Source organism: Marinomonas profundimaris (assembly GCF_000508165.1).
Taxonomy (GTDB): Bacteria; Pseudomonadota; Gammaproteobacteria; order Pseudomonadales; family Marinomonadaceae; genus Marinomonas; species Marinomonas profundimaris.
On the sequence record NZ_AYOZ01000019.1, the window covers coordinates 1 to 21,929 of the forward strand.

19 protein-coding genes and 1 pseudogene are annotated in these 21,929 nt (G+C 43.2%); 14 read left to right on the forward strand and 6 right to left on the reverse strand.

What is annotated here, in order from left to right; all coding sequences use genetic code 11:
- Positions 1-565: pseudogene (locus tag D104_RS37415) on the forward strand (ribonuclease E/G); the annotation flags it as partial.
- A gap of 109 nt (positions 566-674) precedes the next feature.
- A complete protein-coding gene (locus tag D104_RS28930; protein WP_024024140.1) occupies positions 675-2,321 on the forward strand; it encodes a SulP family inorganic anion transporter in 1,647 nt (548 codons plus the stop codon).
- An 87-nt stretch (positions 2,322-2,408) separates the two neighbouring features.
- On the opposite strand, the gene aceF is transcribed toward D104_RS28930, so the two are convergent.
- Both aceF and aceE read right to left on the reverse strand, forming a co-directional pair.
- Entirely contained in the window at positions 2,409-4,340 is a 1,932-nt protein-coding gene (gene aceF, locus D104_RS28935) for a dihydrolipoyllysine-residue acetyltransferase (RefSeq protein ID WP_024024141.1), read from the reverse strand.
- 90 nt (positions 4,341-4,430) lie between these two features.
- Entirely contained in the window at positions 4,431-7,097 is a 2,667-nt protein-coding gene (aceE, locus tag D104_RS28940; protein ID WP_024024142.1) for a pyruvate dehydrogenase (acetyl-transferring), homodimeric type, read from the reverse strand.
- An 889-nt stretch (positions 7,098-7,986) separates the two neighbouring features.
- Between aceE and nadC the strand changes: the two genes are divergently transcribed.
- From nadC to D104_RS28995, 12 genes are all read left to right on the forward strand, one after another.
- Positions 7,987-8,835, forward strand: a complete 849-nt coding sequence (gene nadC, locus D104_RS28945) for a carboxylating nicotinate-nucleotide diphosphorylase (RefSeq protein ID WP_024024143.1) — start codon at positions 7,987-7,989, stop codon at positions 8,833-8,835.
- Between the two features lie 2 nt (positions 8,836-8,837).
- Entirely contained in the window at positions 8,838-10,028 is a 1,191-nt protein-coding gene (locus tag D104_RS28950; protein ID WP_024024144.1) for an acetate/propionate family kinase, read from the forward strand.
- A gap of 46 nt (positions 10,029-10,074) precedes the next feature.
- On the forward strand, positions 10,075-12,174 hold the full coding sequence (gene pta / locus D104_RS28955; RefSeq protein ID WP_024024145.1) for a phosphate acetyltransferase: 2,100 nt from the start codon (positions 10,075-10,077) through the stop codon (positions 12,172-12,174).
- A 99-nt stretch (positions 12,175-12,273) separates the two neighbouring features.
- Complete coding sequence (locus D104_RS28960; RefSeq protein WP_024024146.1) at positions 12,274-12,642, forward strand: hypothetical protein; 369 nt, start codon at positions 12,274-12,276, stop codon at positions 12,640-12,642.
- An 84-nt stretch (positions 12,643-12,726) separates the two neighbouring features.
- A complete protein-coding gene (locus tag D104_RS28965) occupies positions 12,727-13,179 on the forward strand; it encodes a pilin (RefSeq protein ID WP_024024147.1) in 453 nt (150 codons plus the stop codon).
- A complete protein-coding gene (locus tag D104_RS28970; RefSeq protein ID WP_024024148.1) occupies positions 13,176-14,126 on the forward strand; it encodes a GspE/PulE family protein in 951 nt (316 codons plus the stop codon). The genes D104_RS28965 and D104_RS28970 overlap by 4 nt, the downstream gene beginning before the upstream one ends.
- The gene (locus tag D104_RS28975; protein WP_024024149.1) at positions 14,113-15,177 is read left to right on the forward strand and encodes a type II secretion system F family protein; all 1,065 of its coding nucleotides are present in this window, start codon (positions 14,113-14,115) and stop codon (positions 15,175-15,177) included. The genes D104_RS28970 and D104_RS28975 overlap by 14 nt, the downstream gene beginning before the upstream one ends.
- A gap of 33 nt (positions 15,178-15,210) precedes the next feature.
- Positions 15,211-15,969, forward strand: a complete 759-nt coding sequence (locus D104_RS37630) for a prepilin peptidase (protein WP_160168776.1) — start codon at positions 15,211-15,213, stop codon at positions 15,967-15,969.
- The gene (coaE, locus tag D104_RS28980; protein WP_024024151.1) at positions 15,966-16,577 is read left to right on the forward strand and encodes a dephospho-CoA kinase; all 612 of its coding nucleotides are present in this window, start codon (positions 15,966-15,968) and stop codon (positions 16,575-16,577) included. Before D104_RS37630 ends, coaE begins: the two co-directional genes overlap by 4 nt.
- The gene (yacG, locus tag D104_RS28985) at positions 16,571-16,795 is read left to right on the forward strand and encodes a DNA gyrase inhibitor YacG (RefSeq protein WP_024024152.1); all 225 of its coding nucleotides are present in this window, start codon (positions 16,571-16,573) and stop codon (positions 16,793-16,795) included. Before coaE ends, yacG begins: the two co-directional genes overlap by 7 nt.
- Positions 16,796-16,821: 26 nt before the next feature.
- Complete coding sequence (locus tag D104_RS28990) at positions 16,822-18,033, forward strand: response regulator (RefSeq protein ID WP_024024153.1); 1,212 nt, start codon at positions 16,822-16,824, stop codon at positions 18,031-18,033.
- Position 18,034: 1 nt separating this feature from the next.
- Positions 18,035-18,706 carry a sensor histidine kinase gene (locus D104_RS28995; RefSeq protein ID WP_024024154.1) on the forward strand — a complete coding sequence of 224 codons (672 nt, stop codon included), beginning with the start codon at positions 18,035-18,037 and terminating at the stop codon, positions 18,704-18,706.
- 8 nt (positions 18,707-18,714) lie between these two features.
- Here D104_RS28995 and D104_RS29000 read toward each other — a convergent pair whose 3' ends face one another.
- From D104_RS29000 to D104_RS37185, 4 genes are all read right to left on the reverse strand, one after another.
- On the reverse strand, positions 18,715-19,332 hold the full coding sequence (locus D104_RS29000; RefSeq protein ID WP_024024155.1) for a GntR family transcriptional regulator: 618 nt from the start codon (positions 19,330-19,332) through the stop codon (positions 18,715-18,717).
- Positions 19,333-19,344: 12 nt separating this feature from the next.
- Positions 19,345-20,517, reverse strand: a complete 1,173-nt coding sequence (locus D104_RS29005; RefSeq protein WP_024024156.1) for a benzoate/H(+) symporter BenE family transporter — start codon at positions 20,515-20,517, stop codon at positions 19,345-19,347.
- Positions 20,518-20,600: 83 nt separating this feature from the next.
- Positions 20,601-21,314 (reverse strand): ZIP family metal transporter, encoded by a 714-nt coding sequence (locus D104_RS29010; RefSeq protein ID WP_024024157.1) that lies wholly within the window; start codon positions 21,312-21,314, stop codon positions 20,601-20,603.
- Positions 21,315-21,524: 210 nt separating this feature from the next.
- Complete coding sequence (locus D104_RS37185; protein ID WP_327025847.1) at positions 21,525-21,803, reverse strand: ATP-binding cassette domain-containing protein; 279 nt, start codon at positions 21,801-21,803, stop codon at positions 21,525-21,527.
- Positions 21,804-21,929 lie beyond the last annotated feature (126 nt).

Here is a 21,929-nt window from a genome sequence, read left to right on the forward strand (position 1 = left end):
AGCTGTTGAAGCTGTTGAAGCTGTTGAAGTTTCAACACCAAACACCCAACAAGCAACAACAAATGAAGCACTAAGCACAACTAAACCAAAAGCCTCTGCTGAAGCTAAAATAATAGACACCGAACAAGAGGCGGCAACTAAAGACACTGCAACTCAACCATCTGAAGAAACAACGTCAGAGAACAATATACCTGAGCCTGTAGAAGTTCAGGCAGAAAGCAGTGACGTTGAAACGATAGCCGCCGTTGTTGAGCCAATTAAATCTACGACTGAGAAACAAGAAGCGATAGAAGAGACGCCAGCTACTGCAGGCCGTAGCTCTAGAGCACCTCGTCGCGGTCGTGGTAAACCTGCGGTTAAGCAAGCAAGTGCTGAATCAAAAGAGCCTATTGAGCTGCCTGCCGCCATCTTGGCCCAACAGGAAAAGCTTCGCCTTGAGCAAGAAGAAAAACGCAATGCGGCAACATCACGCAGACGCGCCTCTGCTGGTCGAGTTAAGAACGACCCTAGACAGGCTAAAGCAGAAACAAGCAATGACACTGCATCCGACTCAAACGTAGAGTAGTTTTCAGTATTGCCCAAGTGAAAACAAAGAGCCCGCATGATGCGGGCTCTTTTGCAAACAGAATACACTTACCAATAGTCTGATATGGAAAACGAACAGGTAAAACATAATGATCATTGATTTCTCACGTTTCAAAGATTGGAACCTAGTTGGCGATCTATTTGGTGGCGCCACCACCGCCATTGTCTCTCTTCCGCTCGCGCTGGCTTTTGGCGTCGCTTCAGGTGCAGGAGCAGAAGCCGGTTTATGGGGCGCTATTCTTGTTGGCTTTTTTGCAGCCATATTCGGCGGATCAACCAGCTTAATCTCCGAACCAACAGGCCCAATGACCGTAATCATGACGGCCGTCCTTACGAGTATGATGGCCAACTCACCGGAAGGCGGCCTTGCGATGGCTTTCACCGTCGTAATGATTGCCGGATTATTTCAAATCACTCTCGGCTACCTTAAATTGGGAAAATACATCACCCTTATGCCGTACAGTGTCATTTCAGGCTTTATGTCCGGAATCGGCATCATACTCATAATACTTCAGCTTGCTCCCTTCCTTGGTCAACCGTCCCCTTCTGGAGGCGTACTAGGAACACTAAGCGCATTACCGACACTGTTAATGGAACTTAAGTTCTCAGAGTTATTTCTTGGATTACTAACCTTAGGCGTTTTGTTTTATTTGCCAAAGCATTGGCGCCGTTACATTCCACCCCAACTAGTCGCACTCGTCTCAATCACATTAGTCTCTGTTATTCTATTTAACGACTCCGAAATTCGTCGCATTGGCTTCGTTCCATCCGGACTCCCTTCTATACATTGGCCGCATTTTGAAAGCAGTGTCTTCATAGAAATGATTATTGATGGACTGGTGCTTGGCACACTCGGCTGCATTGACACGTTACTAACCGCCGTCATTGCCGACAGCTTAACGCGTAAAGAACACGACTCAAATCGAGAATTAATAGGCCAAGGAACAGCAAACTTTTTTTCTGGTTTACTTGGAGGCTTACCAGGCGCTGGCGCCACAATGGGCACCGTTGTCAATATTCAATCAGGCGGTAAATCCCCGTTAGCCGCGATCGCAAGAGCCCTGATCTTACTGTTGGTCGTCCTTGGCGCCTCCAAGCTCATTAGCCCCATCCCCATGGCAGTTTTAGCCGGTATCGCTCTTTATGTGGGCATTAACATCCTTGACTGGAGCTTTCTAAAACGAGCCCATAAAGTGGCCCTATCCCCAACTATTATTATGTACGGCGTCATGGCCCTCACTGTTTTTGTGGACCTTATGGTGGCAGTGGGAATAGGCGTATTCATTGCCAACATCATTACCATTGAAAAACTCAGTCGACTTCAGTCTGGAAACGTCAAAGCCATAAGCGATGCGGATGATGATGTACCTTTAACAGAAGAAGAAAAAGATCTACTCGATCAAGCCGATGGAAAAGTCCTACTCTTCTATTTATCGGGGCCGATGATTTTTGGTGCAAGCAAAGCCATTGCAAAACACCACAATCGCATTCATAACTACAAAGCGGTGGTATTAGATTTAAGCGCCGTTCCAATGATGGACCTTACTATCAGCCTAGCACTAGAAAATGCCATCAAAGACGCTATTGAAGCGAACTGTGCCGTTTATATCTTTAGCCCAAATGGACAAACAACGGAGCGCCTAGAAAAACTTGGCGTACTCAGTCGACTACCGCACAATGCATTTTGCGACTCCCGCAAGTCCGCACTAATGCTCGCCGTAAACAACCTGAAATAAATAATTCCATTTTCAAGGTCAAAAAAAGCCGCTTATGATAAGCGGCTTTTTATTTACTTAGATTAAGCTATTGATCAGTGCACATCACTAAAGAGACAAGCGACGCACATCACTTAACATTGAATTCAAGAAAGTCATAAAGCGACCAGCATCGCCACCATTTACCGCTCTGTGGTCATAAGACAAGCACAGTGGCAACATAGTACGAGGCTCGAACTCTTTACCATTCCAACGTGGCTCAATGTCTGCTTTAGAAACACCAAGAATACCTACTTCAGGACAGTTGACGATAGGAGTAAATCCAGTACCGCCAATAGCACCTAAACTAGAGATAGTGAAACAACCGCCCTGCATATCTGCTGGTTTAAGCTGTTTATCAAGCGCTTTCTTAATCAATACATTCGCTTCTTTTGCGATTTGAATGACTGATTTTTTATCCGCGTCACGCAATACAGGAACCACCAAACCTACTGGTGAATCCACTGCGATACCAATATGCACATACCCTTTCTGAACATAGCTTTCGCCGTCTGCCATCAAGGATACATTGAAGCTTGGATTCGCAACCATCGCCTGAGCAACCGCTTTAATCAAGAACGGAAGTGGCGTCAGCTTAATACCTTGCTTCTCCATCTCTCCTTTCAAGCCCTTACGGAAGCCTTCAAGATCTGTAATATCCGCTTTATCAAACTGCGTAACCTGAGGCACAACAAGCGCGTTGCGAACCATATTTTGAGCAGTTAAGCGCTGAATCTTACTCATCTTAACAACTTCGATCTCACCGAATTTGCTAAAGTCTTGATCTGGAACCGTTGGCAGACCAGAACCTGACGTAACACCACCCGCTGGAGCTGAAACCGCTTTTTGCACCGCTGCTTTAACATAAGCGTGCAAATCTTCTTTCGTAATACGGCCACGAGGGCCCGTAGCACGAACAAGAGCAAGCTCAACACCCAATTCACGAGCAAGCATACGAACCGCTGGTCCAGCATGAACTTTCGTAGATGGCGTTGACAGCACAGCAGACTGATCAACTGGCGCCGCTTTAACCGCAGCAGCTTGAGGTGCAGTGGCAGCAGGTGCTGCTTTTTCAGCAGCAACAACAGGCGCCGCTACTGGCACAGAACCACCTTCAACTTCCAACTCAAGAACAGCATGACCTTCAGAAACCTTGTCGCCCACTTTAATAGAAACAGATTTAACGGTTCCTGATTTAGGCGCAGGAATTTCCATAGAGGCTTTATCTGTCTCAAGAACGATAATAGAATCGCCTTCAGATACTTTATCACCAGCAGAAACAGCCACTTCAATAACTTCAACGCCTTCTGCGCCACCGATATCAGGAACATTAACTGTTTCAATACCACCAGCAACAGGTGCGGCTGCAACTGGAGCAACCTCTTTTTTCTGCGGCACTTCTGCGACATCAGCAACAGGCGCACTAGATTCAGCAATAACCACCAAAATATCAGCACCTTCAGAAACAGTATCGCCAACTTTAATGGATATTTTTCCAATCTTACCTGTAAAAGGTGAAGGGATATCCATCGACGCTTTATCCGTTTCCAATACGATTATAGAATCGCCTTCTTCGACCGCATCACCTTCAGCAACGCAAATTTCAATGACTTCAACATCCGTTGCGCCACCAATATCTGGAACAGAAACTTTATTTTCAGCTGTCGTTGCTGCCGCGGTAGGCGCAGCAGCAGGTGCCGGTGCCGCCACCGGCGCCGGCGCCGCTGATTCTTTAGCAACTTCCGCTGCAGGCGCGTCAACACCCTCAACTTCAATCACAAGAACGTCATCGCCTTCAGAGACTTTATCACCAACTTTAACGGAAATACTTGTTACTTTACCTGCCATAGATGATGGAACATCCATAGAAGCTTTATCCGTTTCTAATACAATTATAGACTGGTCAACTTCAACAGTATCGCCAACCTTAATACTGATCTCGATAACTTCGACATCAGTCGCACCACCAATATCCGGTACTCGAATGATTTCAGTACTCACAGAAATCTCCTTCGTCATATAGACGCATCAAACTTAAAAACTTATCTGACTCAAGATTATCCTGAGCCAGATACCTAGCTTGTTGGGTAATTAGCAAGTTACTGGGTTTGGTTTCTCTGGATCAAGACCAAACTTAGCGATCGCCCCACTAACTACAGATGCATCAATCACACCGTCTTTCGCTAGTGCGTTCAAAGCAGATACAACAACCCAATAACGGTTAATTTCAAAGAAATGACGCAATTGTGCACGTGTATCACTGCGACCAAAACCATCCGTACCTAGCACATTGTATGTGCCTTTTATGAATGGACGAATTTGATCTGCGAACAATTTAATATGATCGGTAGAAGCAATAACCGGACCTTTACCATCCAAGCAAGACTCGACGTAAGACTGACGAGCTTTCTCTTCTGGGTGAAGCATAGACCAACGACTTGCATCAAGGCCTTCACGACGCAATTCATTGAACGACGTAACACTCCAAATATCAGAGTTCACACCGTAATCATTAAAGAGAATCTCTGCAGCCGCTTCCACTTCACGAAGAATCACACCAGAACCAAGCAATTGAACTTGCTTCTTATTGGCTTTCTTCTCATGAGATTTAAGCTTATACATCCCTTTAATGATGCCGTCTTCAACACCTTCAGGCATATCTTCGTGAGTGTAGTTTTCATTCATTACGGTTAGGTAATAGAAAACACTCTCTTTATCCTGATACATACGACGCAAGCCATCTTGAACAATAACGGCCACTTCGTAAGAGTAAGTCGGATCATAAGATATGCAGTTAGGAATAAGACCCGCCTGAATATGGGAATGACCATCTTCATGCTGCAAACCTTCACCATTCAGCGTAGTTCGACCTGCTGTCGCACCAATCAAGAAACCACGAGCCTGTGAATCACCAGCAGCCCAAGCCAAGTCACCAATACGCTGGAAACCAAACATTGAGTAATAGATGTAAACAGGAATCATTGGAAGAGCGCTGTTTGCATAAGATGTCGCCAATGCTAACCAGGCAGAAAATGCACCTGGCTCATTGATACCTTCCTGAAGAATTTGACCATCAGAAGACTCTTTGTAATACATGATCTGAGTATGGTCATGAGGCGTATAACGCTGACCTTCAGATGAGTAAATACCCAACTGACGGAACATGCCTTCCATACCAAAAGTACGCGCTTCATCTGCAACGATTGGAACAACACGTTTGCCGATTTGCTTATCTTTCACCATAACATTCAGTGCACGCACAAACGCCATAGTTGTTGATATTTCACGTCCTTTTGTTCCCGCGATTTGAGCTTTGAAGGCTTCCAAAGAAGGCACTTCAAGGGCTTCGCAATCGTGGTTACGAATCGGGAAAGCACCATGCAATTCTTTACGACGAGAACGCATGTATTGCATTTCTGGACTATCTTCAGCCGGTTTGTAATACGGTAAGTCTTTTAGCTCTTCATCACTAATAGGAATACCGAATTTATCACGGAACTGAGCAAGTGATTCTTCATCCAACTTCTTAGTTTGGTGCGCCGTGTTTTGCGCTTCAGCCGCTTTAAACATGCCGTAACCTTTAACGGTTTGCGCCAAGATAACAGTCGGTTGACCTTTATGAGAAGTTGCTTCGGAATACGCTGCGTAAACTTTGTAAGGATCATGTCCACCGCGATTAAGATTCATAATCTCATCGTCAGTCATGTCTTTAACCATTTCTAGCAATTCAGGGTATTTGCCGAAGAAATGCTCACGAGTATAAGCACCACCATTTGCTTTGTAGTTCTGAAGTTCACCATCGCAAACCTCGTTCATACGTTTAACAAGCAAACCGTTGTGATCTTTCGCGAAAAGAGGATCCCAATGACGACCCCACAAGCACTTGACAACATTCCAGCCAGCACCACGGAATACACCTTCAAGCTCCTGAACAATTTTACTGTTACCACGAACAGGGCCATCAAGGCGCTGTAGGTTACAGTTGATCACGAAAATAAGGTTATCTAGATTTTCACGTCCAGCAAGCGCGATTGCACCTAAAGATTCTGGTTCATCACACTCGCCATCACCAAGGAACGCCCATACTTTACGATCGCCCTGATCAATAAGACCACGGCTATGTTGGTACTTCATTACATGCGCTTGATAAATAGCTTGTAATGGCCCAAGACCCATAGATACCGTTGGGAACTGCCAGTAATCAGGCATTAACCAAGGATGTGGGTAAGAAGAGATACCTTTACCATCGACTTCACGACGGAAGTTATCTAGCTGCTCATCAGTCAAACGACCTTCAATGTATGAACGAGCGTAAATACCTGGAGAAATATGGCCTTGGAAAAAAACCATATCCGCTTGCTGTTTACCGTCATTACCACGGAAAAAGTGGTTAAAACCGATATCATAAAGCGTTGCTGCAGAAGAGAAGCTTGTAATGTGGCCGCCAAGTGTTGAATCAACACGGTTTGCCTTCATTACCATAGCCAATGCGTTCCAACGAATTATAGAGCGTATACGACGCTCCATAAATACATCACCCGGTAACGGCTTCTCATTTTCAGGAGCAATTGTATTCCGGTATGCCGTCGTGATAGACGAAGGCATTGATGTACCAGCTTTTGAAGCTTCATTCGACAAACGATTTAAAATATATTGCGCGCGATCAGGACCTTCTTCGCGAAGGACAGACTCAAGCGCATCGACCCACTCTTTGGTTTCAATTGGATCAATGTCTTCGAGAATATGCTGCTCAGTCATCGTGTTAATAACTCCCGCTATTAGAACAGATACTAACCTACCAAGGGGTTATGTATATTAAGCCTTGGAGGCTACTTAAACGAACCGTCGGAACCCACATAAATAGCCACAGGATCCAGCCGACCTAGAATAAAACGACACACTACTTTGCTTATGTTTAAAGCGTCGTTTTATACATTCCAAAGGAAATTCTTATTGTTTTAATTTTATATCCATTGCATCGACCACTAAACTTTCTAGTCAGTTCGCTTCCAATTTGAGTTTGGTTCATCAAACTCAACATTAAGTTTTTACATGTAATTAGCCTTACCAAATACACATAAAAATTCAAAACTGTTTACTTTTTCTATACGTAAAATTGCACCTTTAGCTTAGGACTTTTACCTAAACCTTACACAAAGTTAGAGTTCCCCCCACCCCATAAGAGTCCAATTTGGGCGTAAGATTAACACCTAATCAAGAGATCGCCTAGCCACCCCCACTAAGATTGAAGCCAGCAAGCCACTTTTGAAGCTTTAAAATACTTTAGCGTACACCTAAAAAACAGCACACAGCCCACGTCAAGCCGCTAAAACACAATCACTTCCAGCGAAATTCATAAAATGTATGAAGTGTATAAATACTATGAATTCCTTACATTTTTCAAAGAGCCTTCAACAAAACACTTAACAAGATTAGACCAAGCGACAAAACTTACATGTATATTCGCCCACATAGGACTCTTTGCAAGACGAAAGGATGCGAGTCAAAACCAACTTACTAAATTTAACAAACGAAGCCTTATCAAAGAAAACCTAACAAAATCAAGCAATACACCAAAACAACACTGACGCATTCCAAATATAGCGCTACAATAGCTATTTCAATATGTTGCAGATTAGGATAGTACATGGCTGTTTTGAGCGCTCTTTTAAACGAGCACATTCATTCGCAAGTCTCTTTTGCGTTAGAAGAAGACGTAGGCTCTGGGGATATAACCGCTCAGCTTATTCCTGATGATCAAGAAATCACAGCCACTATTATTAGTCGTGAACACGCAATCCTATGCGGCCAACCTTGGGTCAATGAAGTGTTTTCTCAACTGGGAGGAAAAGTCACGCTCAATTGGCATTACAATGAAGGTGATGCACTTGAACCTAATCAACCTTTTCTCACGCTTAAAGGACATGCTAGAACCATTTTAACAGGTGAACGTGTCGCGTTGAATTTCTTACAAACATTGTCATTTACCGCGAGCATCACTCAGCAATACCGTGAAATTGTAAACGGCACTCAACTCACCATCCTAGATACACGAAAAACATTACCAGGAATGCGGCAAGCACAAAAATACGCGGTGACTGTAGGCGGTGGAAAAAACCATCGTATGGGCTTGTATGATGCCTTTTTAATTAAAGAAAATCACATAATGGCCGCAGGCTCCATTAAAAATGCCGTTACTATGGCGCAAAAAATCGCACCAGGAAAAACAATAGAAGTTGAAACCGAGAATTTAAATGAAGTTTCAATGGCCGTCGAGGCTGGAGCTGACATTATTATGCTCGACAATTTTTCTTATGAGGATATGGCTACCGCCGTCTCTCGCTTCAAAGGACAAGTAAAGTTCGAAGCATCCGGTAACATGACCAAAGAACACCTTTTGAACGTAGCCAATACTGGTGTTGACTTCGTGTCCATTGGCGCCCTAACAAAACATGTACAAGCAATAGACCTATCTTTGCGCGTATCTCAGGAATAATTATGAAAGATAGTATTTTAGTCATTAATTGTGGCAGCTCCTCCTTGAAATTTGCCATCTTAGCCAACGCAGGTAAGACAACATTAGTAGAAGGCATTGCAGACCGATTAGGCTCAAGTGAAAGTAGCATCACCTTTAAATATGATGGCCAAAAAAACGTGATCGCACTTAATGACGGCAGCCACAAAAATGCGGTTTCCCAAATAAAACTCTGGCTTGAAAATCACACGTCTATTCAGGCGTCTCTGGTTGGCATTGGCCATCGAGTAGTACATGGTGGAGAAGCATTCACGAAGTCTGTATTAATCAATCAGGATGTCATAAACGGCATAACCGATTGTGCAAAATTCGCTCCCCTTCACAACCCAGCCCACGCCAAAGGTATTGAGGTTGCGTTCGAACTTTTCGAAGGACTACCTCAGGTAGCTGTTTTTGATACCGCCTTCCACCAAACACTTGAACCGGAACAATACCTATACCCTATTCCGATGAGCTTTTATCGAGATCATCACTTTCGAAAATATGGCTTTCACGGCACCAGTTACCGATATATCAGCCAACGCTTAGCGCAAATTTCGATAGGAAGTGATCAGCAAGGTGTACTGGTTGCGCATTTGGGAAATGGCGCAAGTACATGCGCCATCAGCCATGGCAAATCAACAGATACTAGTATGGGCATCACGCCATTAGAAGGTTTGATGATGGGAACACGCTCAGGAAGCATAGACCCAAGCCTCATATCCTTTATTAGCCAAGCTGAAAACATTACCGCCGATGAAGCACTGGACATTTTGAGCAAAAAAAGTGGATTGCTAGGTGTTTCGGAAATATCTAATGATTGTAGAACGCTCGAAGAAGCAATGATGTCTGGCGATCAAAGAGCCAAACTGGCACTGGATATGTTTGCCTCTAGAACCGCAAAACACCTTGCCAGCGTAGCGACCTCTTTAGAAAGTATTGATCATTTGGTCTTTACCGGCGGAATCGGTGAGAATTCAAGCTATTTGCGTCAAGCGATTTGCAACAACTTAACAGCACTGAATATCAACATAGACTCAACGCTTAATGAAAATGCACCACGTGGAGCTGAACAAAACATTACAGCGACAAACAGCAAGACGACCGTTTGGGTCATACCAACAAACGAAGAGCTTATGATTGCATTGGATACTATAAGCTTAATCCAACATTGATTGATCGTGAACTCATAATAACGGACTAACTTAGGATTCATTAGATATGCCAATAAATGTACTTATGACCGTTCCTACCGGTCCTGGCGTTGGGTTAACCTCTGTCTCAGTAGGGCTTGTTCGAGCATTAGAGCAACAAGGATTGAAAGCCAGCTTTTTCAAGCCAATTGCACAGCCACAACCAGGCGACAAAGGCCCAGACAAATCCACCGCAATGGTTGCCCAAGGCTCAACTTTGACGCCAGCAGAACCGATTCCTCTGCACGAAGCAGAACGTTATTTATATAACGATAACATCGACGAATTGATGGAAGAGATCGTTGGCCGCTTTCAAGCCAGCGTTGAGCCAGACTCTACCGTGATAGTTGAAGGTCTTGCCCAAATCGCAGGTCACCCTTATGCAACTCGATTGAATAAAGCCATTGCAAGAACGCTAGACGCCGGTCTTGTTTTAGTGACTGCGCCAAATAACATGCGCGTTAATGAACTAGAACACCATGTTGAAATTGCCGCCGGATCATATGGTGGCTTAAAAGCATCGGATGTTATCGGTTGCATCTTAAACAAAACCACACCGGGCTCACTGGGCGTAAAGTCGTATGGCGATCTGTTTGCACAACGGCCGATATTCAAACGAAATTTCAGTCTACTTGGCCAAATTCCAGCGGCAGATGAGCTAACCTACCCTCGGGTGAAAGACGTTGCTGATTTTTTAAACGCCCGTATCATCAATGCTGGTGAAATGGACTCTCGACGCGTACAGTCTTATACATTGTGTGCTCGTGGCGTCGAAAACATGCTCGAGGCGCTTCGACCAGGCGTGTTGGTTTTCACACCAGGAGACCGTACTGACGTCATCATGGCGACAGCTATCGCAGCACTAAATGACATCAAAATTGCCGCCTTGGTGGTAACTGGCGGCTACCAGCCAAGCGAAGCGCTCATGTCTTTATGTGGTAAAGCCATGGCCAAAGGCTTGCCTATTCTTTCCGTTGAGTCCAACAGCTGGGAAACCGTAATCAATATGCAATCTTTTAACCAAGAGATTCCATTAGATGACAAAGAGCGCGTACTTATGGTCAAAGAGCATATCGCTCGCTGCATTGACCACGACTGGATCAACTCATTCGCCATGAACCAAGAAGAGCGTAAATTTTCTCCGCCTGCTTTTCGCTTTCGCCTAATTGAATTGGCTCGCTCTCTGAATAAACGCATTATTTTGCCAGAAGGCGAAGACATTCGAACCATTCAAGCCGCTTCCATTTGTGCAGAGCGAGGCATTGCTCGCTGTACATTATTAGGAAATGAAACTGAAATTCTTCGTATTGCTCAAAACAATGGCATTGAATTAAATCATGGTGTTGAAATACTGAATCCTCTTAGCATTCGTGAACGCTATGTAGCACCGATGGTTGAACTCCGAAAAAGTCGCGGGCTAACAGATATCGTCGCCCGAGAACAACTGGAAGACAATGTAGTGCTGGGTACCATGATGCTCCAAGTGGGTGACGTTGATGGCTTGGTATCTGGGGCGATCCACACAACCGCGAATACCATTCGACCCGCTCTTCAGTTAATTAAAACATCGCCAAATTCTAGCTTGGTTTCTTCTGTTTTCTTCATGTGCCTACCGGACCAAGTCTTGGTTTACGGTGACTGTGCAATCAACCCAGACCCTACAGCAGAACAATTAGCTGAGATAGCAATTCAAAGTGCGGACTCCGCGGCAGCATTTGGTATTACGCCTAAAGTCGCGATGATCAGCTACAGCACAGGCGGATCAGGTACAGGTAATGACGTCGACAAAGTCAGAGAAGCCACCGCCATTGCGCAAAGACTTCGCCCTGACTTATTGATTGATGGCCCTCTGCAGTACGATGCCGCCATTATGGAAAAAGTCGCCAAGCAAAAAGCGCCGAACAGTAAAGTCGCCGGTAAAGCTACCGTATTTATTTTCCCAGATTTAAATACGGGCAACACTACATACAAAGCGGTTCAGCGAAGCGCCGATGTAGTGAGCATTGGCCCGATGCTACAGGGCATTCGCAAACCCGTGAATGATTTGTCTCGTGGCGCTTTAGTGGATGACATTGTCTACACTATTGCTATTACTGCGATTCAAGCTGGTAAACTACAAAATCAATAATCTCTGCAACCAATACAGCTGAATTATTTTTCAGCTGTATTGGACATATCTTCTAATGACCATTAGTATTTATTGATAATCATTCATTTGGTGATCGTTATGTCTGGTAGTCTTCCTCACACAATAGCGCTTTCGAATCATACTTCAACGAATATGACCACACCCGGTTATACCACCTTCGATTTACGATCAGACGAAGACACCAACCTCGCCGCCCTCAATGCGCGTAACGCAAAAGCATCCAGCGATCTTGTTGTTACCATATCAGAACAAGGGCAAGCACTCTCACAAAGAAAACAAAAGAAATTCGAAGAACTCAAAACAAAATCAGAAGAAGATTTATGGCATGAGTTAGAAGAGGAGTTTATCGAAGACGATCTGGAGCCGCATACTGAAACAACAACCAGACAAACCACTAACTATAAGGAAAAAACACCAACAGGTGATGTTCTTGATCAAATCGTTTGATTTTTCTAGGCACCACCCTTTAAAGTAGTTTCTTTACATATATTGGCAGGACGCCAATAACAAAATGTCTTCAAGGAGTGAAGAATGTCAATTTCCCGCCGAACTATACGCGGCTTTACACTATTAGAACTTATGGTTGTTATCGCTATTATTTCGATACTGGCCAGCCTATCGGTACCCACATTTAAACGTCAAATCGCCAAAGCAAAATTAATAGAAGCACAAAACCTCGCAACCCAGCATCAGTCGTTAGTGGAAGAATTCATTCTTTTACAAGGCTCTTTTCCTACTGAGTCCGATTTTAACCTCATCAAACAAACTCTATCTGGTAAATCCATTGTTAAGTCCATTACCGTTAGCGATCAAAACAAAGGCGCTGGCAACCTCGCTTTAACACTCAATAGCAGCACAGGGATTAGTGAAAACCAATACCTAAAATACACACGTAATACAGACAGAATCTGGACTTGCCATTCAGATTTAGACGCCAACATCCTCCCTATCCAATGTGAAAGCCTAGCGGAGGAGGAAGAATGACATTAGAAGAAATTATTTCCAATGCCGTCAGTGAGCACGCAACCGACGTTCATATTGAACACACTCGATCTGGTATTAAAGTTTATCGTCGCTGTTATGGAATATTGCAGAAAGTATCTGACCTGCCCCTCAACAGCAACATAATTAACCGAATCAAGATCCGTGCGAATTTAGATCTATCCGAAACAAGAAGAACACAGGAAGGTCAGTTTCTATTCGAAGAGCGAACCCGAAACACCTTTGTCAGAGTAAGCGTTGTTGCCACTATAAAAGGAGAAAAAATTGCCATACGACTGCTCCCTGAAAAGAGCCGTTTAGCACTAACAAACATTGGCATACAAGCCCCTTTATTAACGACACTTCATTCCAGTCTCAACAAACCAAGTGGCTTGATTCTAGTTTGCGGGGCCACTGGTGCAGGAAAAAGCACCACACTCTACTCATGCCTCGATATGTTAAATAATGGCCATAAAACCATCTTCACCATTGAAGACCCGGTTGAATACGAAATAGAAGGTCTGTTTCAATGCGAACCGAATCAAGCCATTGGTTTGGATTCCGCCACACTTTTGAAATCTTTTTTAAGGCAGGATCCTGATATCATTATGGTGGGCGAAGTAAGAGATGCGTTAACCGCCAACCTTGCCGTCAACGCAGCACTAACAGGGCACCTTGTACTCGCGACTCTGCACACAAATTCAGCGCTTGATGCAATGCATCGCTGTCACGCTTGGCAAGTCGATTTCTTCTCCCTTGTGAGTTCATTAAAACTGATAATTCATCAAACTATGCGCTACCAATCATCGTCACAGCAACCGATCTTTCATGGATTAAAACCGTTGTGGAAAGCCTCCCTTCCAAGAGACTATGACACCCTTATAGCCACACCATCATTATGGCAAGCCTTCACTCACAGCGACGATGAGGCTCATCATGCCTTGGTATAAAATCATATACGAAAACGGAAAAGTGGATTATCGACATGAAAAATCAGAAGCAGAAGTATTGTTCGCTTCCATTAAAAATGGGCAGTGGCACATATCCATTCGCGAATGGAAACCAAAGAAATTAGACTACAAAACACTTCAAATTTTTTATGAAGAGATACAAAGCGCCTTGCGTTCTGGGTTGCAACTCAATCAAGCAGTGTCACATTTTGCATCATCGTCAAAACACCCAATCCTCGCTACAGCGAACCAAGCTATCCTAAATCAGCTTGAGCACGGCGTCATTTTTAATGATGCTTTAAGCAAACTAACCAAGACGGCCGCCACACCCTACTGCCACCTTCTAAATTCTCAAGGCACGAGAGAAGACTGTGAACAAAGCCTTAGTGTCTCTATCACCCAACTTAAAACCTTGCTTGATTGGTCTCAGCGATTACTAAAAGCCCTCATTTATCCTTTTTGTATTATTCAGATAGCAATGATGATGCAGTTGGTTAACCGCGCTTTATTCTCGGTGCCAGCCAAAAACCACACCATTGAGCTGAGCCAAGGTATTTTCATTTATGCTCTGTGCAGCGTCTTTCAGCTCTATATTATTCACAACCTTCATAAAGGCCATGCCTGCTACTGGTTAGAAAAGTACTCCGCTAATTTTCGCCTAACAAAACTGTTCTCTCTATTAAGTACCACTCGAACAACCGGCGTCACATTACAACAAGCTTTAAAAAGCATGCCCGATTATTTTCAATACAAACCGATCAAACAAGAAATTTACACAGTGTTTTACTCGCTTCGCCTTGGACAACACTATGTCGATAGTTTTCCTGAAAAATGGTTCCCAAATGAATCCGCCATTGCTCTACATTCCTCGGAGCAAGGCGGTGACATAGAAAGAGCACTTAGCTTAGCCGCTAAAGAGCATGAAAAGCATTGGCAAAGAAGCATTACTCTGATCGAAAAAATCATCCCTGCCTTGTGTCTATTGATCGCGGGAGGGTTTGTCGCTTCTGCCCTTGTTGCTTTGTATTCACCCTTGATTGAGATGCCATAGATGCTTTTAACAACATTGGAATATTTTTTATTTATGGCAACAGTATTGAGCTTGGGAAGCTTTTCAGCGGCATTCTCAACAAGATGGCCGATCAAACAAGCCTATTTATGGGAAAAGGAAGCTCACTTCGCTCTAACACTGCCTTTTAATAAACCACCTCCAGAGCAAATGCAAAACATTCGATCATGCTGTAAAAATTGCAGACAAACACTTTTGTGGTACGACCTAACCCCCTTAGTTAGCTATTTGATTTTAAAGGGAAAATGTCGACACTGCGCCTATAGGATTTCTTTTCACTACCCAGTGATTGAGCTTCTTCACCTTATTTGCTGCCTTCCCCTACTACTAACATATGAAAATGCCTATCCATTATTGTTACAAACGCTATTAATAAGCGCCTTGATCACAGCGGCCACCATCGATCGAAAACATATGCTAATTCCTGATGAGTGCAATATCGTCATTCTTTCCTGCGCGCTTTTATTTCATTTATCAACTCGAACATTAGAAAGCAGCGTAATAGGCATGCTCATGGGTTACAGCCTTATTTACTCATTACGCTGGTCTTATCAGCGCTTTAGACATAAAGAAGGCATCGGATTAGGTGATGCTAAGCTCGTCGCCGCACTGAGCGCATGGCTTGGTATTTCATACTTAGCCCCCCTGTTACTTTGTGCAAGTTTAATGGGAATCCTATACACTCTAGCCTTCAACAAAAGCGGAACTCAACACATGGCGTTTGGTCCATTTTTGATTTTTTCAGCCATGATGGTGTTTTATCTAACCCTATGACGAACCATACTCCTCCTATCATTGGCCTTGCTGGCGGTATTGGCTCTGGCAAAAGCACAATCACGAAATGCTTCAACAATTTAGGCGTTCAAAGTGTCGATGCCGACGATGTAGCAAGGCTCGTTGTACAACCAAACTCTGATTGTCTAAACAAAATTTATCAGCGCTATGGTGAAGATATATTGATGAATGACGGGTCATTGGACCGCCGAAGTCTGCGCACTATTATTTTCAATCGACCAGAAGAAAGAACCTGGCTTGAGGCGTTGACTCACCCAGCCATTAAAGAAGAGATAACGTCTCAACTAAGCAAGCTAACCTCCAAATACGCCCTACTCGTGCACCCTTTGTTATTTGAAACACATCAAAATGCAATCTGCCAACTGGTTGTCGCAATTGATGTTCCTAAGGAAATTCAGATTCAACGTGTCATAAGCAGAGACAACACGGATCAAGAGAGCGTCGAAAAAATAATATCGACTCAACTAAGCAACAGTGAACGCATTCACAGAGCAAACCTCATCTTGGAAAACACTGGCAATATTGACGAAATGAATGCTAAAGTCTTCAAATTGCACCAGAATATTTTAGAGTTAATATCATGTTGAATAGTAATACCGTAACTTTAGTGGCTTGCCCAACGTGCCAAACAAAAACAGCTTGGTCTCAAGAAAATGCAGATCGCCCCTTCTGCAGCGCTCGTTGCAAATTAATTGATTTAGGTGCTTGGGCAAGTGAGTCTTATTCCATACCTCAGCAAACCTCTGACGAGGATGAAATTTTTTCAGAAGATCTCGTAACAGATCCAAATAAATCTTTTTTATAATTGCTCGATACGGAATGTAGTTGTTTATGGCCCAGCAAGACTTCTCTAAGAAAAAAGCATTACTCATAGAAGATATGGCTGAAGCAAGAATCATGCAGCGTAAAATGCTGACCGATTTCGGCTTCACCTCCATTGATATTGCAATGAAGGCAGAAACCGCAATTGATCTTTTGAGAAGCCGCTCTTTTGATGTAATTCTATCCGATTACAACCTAGGCAACGGTAAAGATGGGCAACAGCTCTTAGAGGAAGTACGACACTCTAGACTCATACCGCACACAGCCACCTACTTAATGGTCACCGCTGAAACCTCTATAGAAATGGTCATGGGCGCCATTGAATACCAACCAGATGGCTATATTACCAAACCTTTTTCGCAGGCTGTATTACAACGACGTTTAGGTAAATTACTAGAAACAAAAGAAAGACTGTATAAAGTGAACGTTGCGCTTGATTCAAATAACTTTGAAGAAGCCATTTCTGCCGCAAAACAAGTGATGGAAAAATACCCCTCTTTAATCGGAAAATGTGAAAGGGTTATTGGAGAAAGCCTACTTGAAATCAAAGAATACAAAAAAGCCCTTTCTTTATTCAACAAAACCTTAAAAAGTCGAAAAATGCCTTGGGCTTTATTTGGCAAAGCCAAATCCTATTTTTACATGGGCGAGCTAGAAAAAGCCGAAAAAAACTTTCGTCAACTTATGCTTGATAATCGTTTTTTCGTCAGTGCCTATGACTGGCTCGCTAAAATTCAAATTGCACAAGATAAACCTGAAGAAGCCCAAGCTACGTTAGTTGAAGCCATTGGCCGATCCCCAAAAAACATTTTACGCCAAATGGAATTAGGTAAAATAAGCCTATCTATGAACGATCCGTTAACGGCAGAAATGGCTTACAGAAGAGCCGTTTTTTTGGCAAAGTACTCCTGTTACAACACGGCTGAAGTGTATTTAAAACATCTAGAATCACTTGCTAGAATTTCAGATAGCGAGTCATTACTTCCTCGTCAAAAAGATAATTTCGACAGCACGTTGAAGAAAATTCATGAATCCTTTTTTGATGATCCTGACATTAAAGCCAAAACCTACAGCTATGAAATTGATGTATATATTGCAGGAAAAGATCCATTAACAGCAAAACAGATTTTCGAAGCGTGGCTGAGTGAAGTGCAGTCTGGTGGTGCAACAGCACCAACTAAAGAACAAAGCGCACTTTATAACAAAGCGTTTGGAGGCTGAGATGAAAAAAATGAACATTAGTACCATTCTTGCAAGCGCAATACATGAAAGCAAAAATCAGGTCGGTACCTTACTTTACCAGCTACAGGGTCTAAAAGAATCGACAGGCAGCAATGACCCAAATCAAAATAAAATTGTTTTGATAGAAGAGTCTCTTAAAAAGCTGAATGACGAATGGGTAGAATATTTATACCTTTATAGGCTAGCGTCAGACGGGTATAACTTACATGTCGATACATTTTTGATTGATGAGTTTTTAGATGACCAAGTCTTTGCCTTACAACCCTCTGCTACTGCAAAAAAATTACAGCTAGACTACGCTTGTGATACCAGTCTAACAGGGACATTCGATGAACGCCTCATGACCGCTGTTGTTGGAACCGCTGTATACAATGCACTTCGTTTTGCGGAATCGAGAATCATCATTCGCGCGGAACAAGAAGAAGCATTTCTTGTGATCTCTATAGAAGACGATGGTAAAGGCTTCATGCTAGAAGACGATCAAGCAGACGATCTTTTTGAAGCCAACACAGGGCTCGGTTTATATTTTGCTGAACTGTCGGCGTCAGCTCACGTGGTAAATAATCTATCTGGCTTCATTAAAAAAGACACCTCCATCGCGCTTGGTGGAGCGAGCCTAAAAGTTTACCTGCCTCAGTCTATAAAAGACTAACACTCACCCTAGATACGCTTTAGATAGTCTGTTAGCAATTTCCCGGCTATCTCTATGTGTCGCCTTAGGAAATCAACAGCCGCTTTTTTGTTTTTTGCTTCGATAAGAGATAATAACACCTCATGCTCATCCTGACTTGTAGACCGATAAGATAACGGACCATATTGAAACCCCAGATAACGTACCGCTTGTTTATTTAATCCCTCGACTACCCTCTGTAGCGTTGGCCGATTAGCGACTTCATATAAAGTATTATGGAAATGCCAATTAAGCTCCCCTCTACACACTAAAGTTAGACTCTCTTTACCTAATTCGAAAAGATACTTTCTTGCCGCTTTAATATTATCTTCACCAATATCATCAAACGCCATCTCGAACAGTAGACACTCAAGCTCAGCTCGCATTAAAGAAAGGTCTTCGGCCTCCTTCCAATTAAGGCTCGGAATCATAACGCCCACCTTACCATGCGAAACGAGCCAACCTTCCGATTTCAATGACGATAGTGCATCTCTAATCGGTATACGACTCACGCCATACCGAACGGATAATGCAGTTTGTCGAAGCGGTACACCGCGCGGTAATTCACTGCTTAAGATATCTTCTTTAATTTTTGTAATCACGTTCACAAAATAACGCCTTTATTTGTGCTTAATTTTCGAAATCAGAAGACATATAACACCAAATAAAATCCCCCAAAAAGCAGAAGCAATCCCCACAAATGAGACACCAGAAACAGTAACCAAGAACGTAACCAATGCCGCCTCTCTATTTACATCGTCAATCATCGCGCTTTTCAAATTCATTCCAATCGTCCCTAACAAGGCAATACCTGCTAATGCAGTAATCATTGTGGTAGGAAAAACGGAAAATAACGCAACAACAGACACACCAGCCAGACCAGCAAGAACATAAAAAACACCTGCAGATAAACCCGCAATATATCGACGTTTTGGGTCTTTATGACATTCATCTCCAGAACAAATCGCCGCGGTAATCGCTGCAAGATTGAAAGCAAAACCACCTAATGGAGCCAGTACAATCGACGTAAATCCTGTCCAACTAATTAACGGAGAAACCGGCGTGTGATAACCATTACTTCGCATCACAGCAACACCAGGAATATTTTGAGAGGTCATTGTGACAATATACAAAGGAAGTCCGACTCCAATTAAGGCGCTTAGATTCCATTCAGGCCATACCCATACAAAATGCCCTAGCGTCAATGGAATAACCGCCAAAAAGCTTTCCTCAGAGCGAGCTAAAACCAATGACACGCCAGCAAGCAGAACAAATAAAACCGAATAACGAGGCACAAAGCGCTTACTCACCAAATACGTCATTAACATAACGCCAACTAAAAAAGTATCGCTCATCATGGAATCAAAAATAGACAAGCCAAACTTAAACAGAACACCTGCCAACATGGCACAGGCAATGGGCAATGGCACCAAACGCATCACTTTATCGAATAAACCAGACAAGCCAGTCAATAACGTCAGTACACCAGCAAAGACGAATACGCCGATTACTTCCGCGTAAGTAATAGAGCCCAAACTCGTTACTAATAATGCAGCACCTGGAGTAGACCAAGCCGTGATGACAGGAGCTCGATACCAAAGCGAAAGAAAAAAGCACGTACCCCCCATTCCCAGACCAAGAGCCATAATCCATGACACAATAACGTTTGAGTCTGCACCTGCAGATTGTGCCGCCTGAAAAACAATAACAACAGAGCTCGCAAAACCAATGAGTACAGCAACAAAACCAGCAACTAATGCACTTACACTCATATCACTAAAAATTTTGCCCACAAACGTACTCCTTGGAGAAAATAAAAAGAGTACTAACTATATTGCATGCAGATCATTTTTGTATACATTTTTAGTCAATAAGCTTATTGCGTGAGCATATAACCAACCAGACCAAGCACAAACCCCATAACAGCACCCATTGGCGGCGCCCAATGTTTCTTCAACACGACTTGAGGCGCAATATCCTGAAACACCGCATATAAAATCCCACCTGAAGCAAAGAGCATAATTCCGGATACGGCCGTCGGCCATTCAGACAACCAAAAATACGCAATACTTCCAGCCAATGGCCCACATAAAGCCAATAATGCGAAGCTGACAATGATTTTGGTAGCACTGTAATGCGATGCGTTTTTTAACTCTCGAAACGCATTAAAACCCTCTGGTAGATTTTGCATCGCAATCAAAGCCGCAAGCAAAAATGCATCACTGCCCCCTAGAGCAATTGCCGCGCCCAATGCCAAAGACTCAGGAATAAAGTCAGATAGCATTGCCACTAATTGACTGATGGACGTTTTGTGCTTCGATAATTGAATATCTAGTAACATGAAAGCGGCTCCGCCAGCCAGAAATAAAGCCACTGCAGACCAAGGAGCAAAACTTTCAACCCCTTTTGGAACTAACACTAAAGCAATCGCAGACAATAAAGCACCACCTCCGAAGGCCGTGATTCCATGTTTTAATTCGTTTTCTAACCAGAAGGGTTGGATTCTTTCAAGATGGGCAATTAAGGCCCCGACAGGCATAGATAAGCCAGCGAAAAGCGTTAAGAAAATAACACTATAAAAGGGGGTCATTTACGCGATACTCCATAAAATAGATCTACATTATTTACAGGGAATACTCTCATTAACACCAACAACAAGGAACACAAAAAATTAAGACACCTCCTATGAGATGCCTCAATTTAAATACGGATAAAATATATATAAAATCATTGCCCAAGATAGGCATTCAAAAAGGTCTTTGTTCGATCCTCCTTTGGCTGATTAAAAATAGCTTTTGGCTCACCCTCTTCGACAATAACGCCCTTGTCGAAAAAGGCACACCCTATCACTAATCTCTCTTGCGAAATGCATTTCATGAGTCACTAGCAACATGGTAAAACTTTCCCCTTTCACCAAGCTGCGGATGACGTCTAGAATCTCATCAACCAGTTCAGGGTCTAGCGCAGATGTAATCTCATCCAACAACAATATAGACGACTTTATTACCAATGCTCGAGCAATCCCAACACGTTGCTTTTGCCCGCCTGATAAATTATCGAGATCTCTGTCGCTAGCCATCTAGAGGCAGCACACAGAAAGTAATAAGTTTTTTCAACAGACATAAAAAAGCCCTGACAGGATAACCTATCAGGGCTTCTTAATTATAATCTTGATAACGACCTACTCTCACATGGGATCTCCCAC

Coding starts and splice junctions, on each gene's coding strand:
- D104_RS28960 (WP_024024146.1), top strand. CDS start 12,274: ATGTCTGGTAGTCTTCCTCACACAATAGCGCTTTCGAATCATACTTCA.
- D104_RS28965 (WP_024024147.1), top strand. CDS start 12,727: ATGTCAATTTCCCGCCGAACTATACGCGGCTTTACACTATTAGAACTT.
- pta (WP_024024145.1), top strand. CDS start 10,075: ATGCCAATAAATGTACTTATGACCGTTCCTACCGGTCCTGGCGTTGGG.
- D104_RS29010 (WP_024024157.1), bottom strand. CDS start 21,314: ATGACCCCCTTTTATAGTGTTATTTTCTTAACGCTTTTCGCTGGCTTA.
- coaE (WP_024024151.1), top strand. CDS start 15,966: ATGACGAACCATACTCCTCCTATCATTGGCCTTGCTGGCGGTATTGGC.
- D104_RS37630 (WP_160168776.1), top strand. CDS start 15,211: ATGGCAACAGTATTGAGCTTGGGAAGCTTTTCAGCGGCATTCTCAACA.
- D104_RS28975 (WP_024024149.1), top strand. CDS start 14,113: ATGCCTTGGTATAAAATCATATACGAAAACGGAAAAGTGGATTATCGA.
- D104_RS28995 (WP_024024154.1), top strand. CDS start 18,035: ATGAAAAAAATGAACATTAGTACCATTCTTGCAAGCGCAATACATGAA.
- D104_RS28970 (WP_024024148.1), top strand. CDS start 13,176: ATGACATTAGAAGAAATTATTTCCAATGCCGTCAGTGAGCACGCAACC.
- aceE (WP_024024142.1), bottom strand. CDS start 7,097: ATGACTGAGCAGCATATTCTCGAAGACATTGATCCAATTGAAACCAAA.
- D104_RS28950 (WP_024024144.1), top strand. CDS start 8,838: ATGAAAGATAGTATTTTAGTCATTAATTGTGGCAGCTCCTCCTTGAAA.
- D104_RS28990 (WP_024024153.1), top strand. CDS start 16,822: ATGGCCCAGCAAGACTTCTCTAAGAAAAAAGCATTACTCATAGAAGAT.
- D104_RS28930 (WP_024024140.1), top strand. CDS start 675: ATGATCATTGATTTCTCACGTTTCAAAGATTGGAACCTAGTTGGCGAT.
- nadC (WP_024024143.1), top strand. CDS start 7,987: ATGGCTGTTTTGAGCGCTCTTTTAAACGAGCACATTCATTCGCAAGTC.
- yacG (WP_024024152.1), top strand. CDS start 16,571: ATGTTGAATAGTAATACCGTAACTTTAGTGGCTTGCCCAACGTGCCAA.
- D104_RS37185 (WP_327025847.1), bottom strand. CDS start 21,803: ATGGCTAGCGACAGAGATCTCGATAATTTATCAGGCGGGCAAAAGCAA.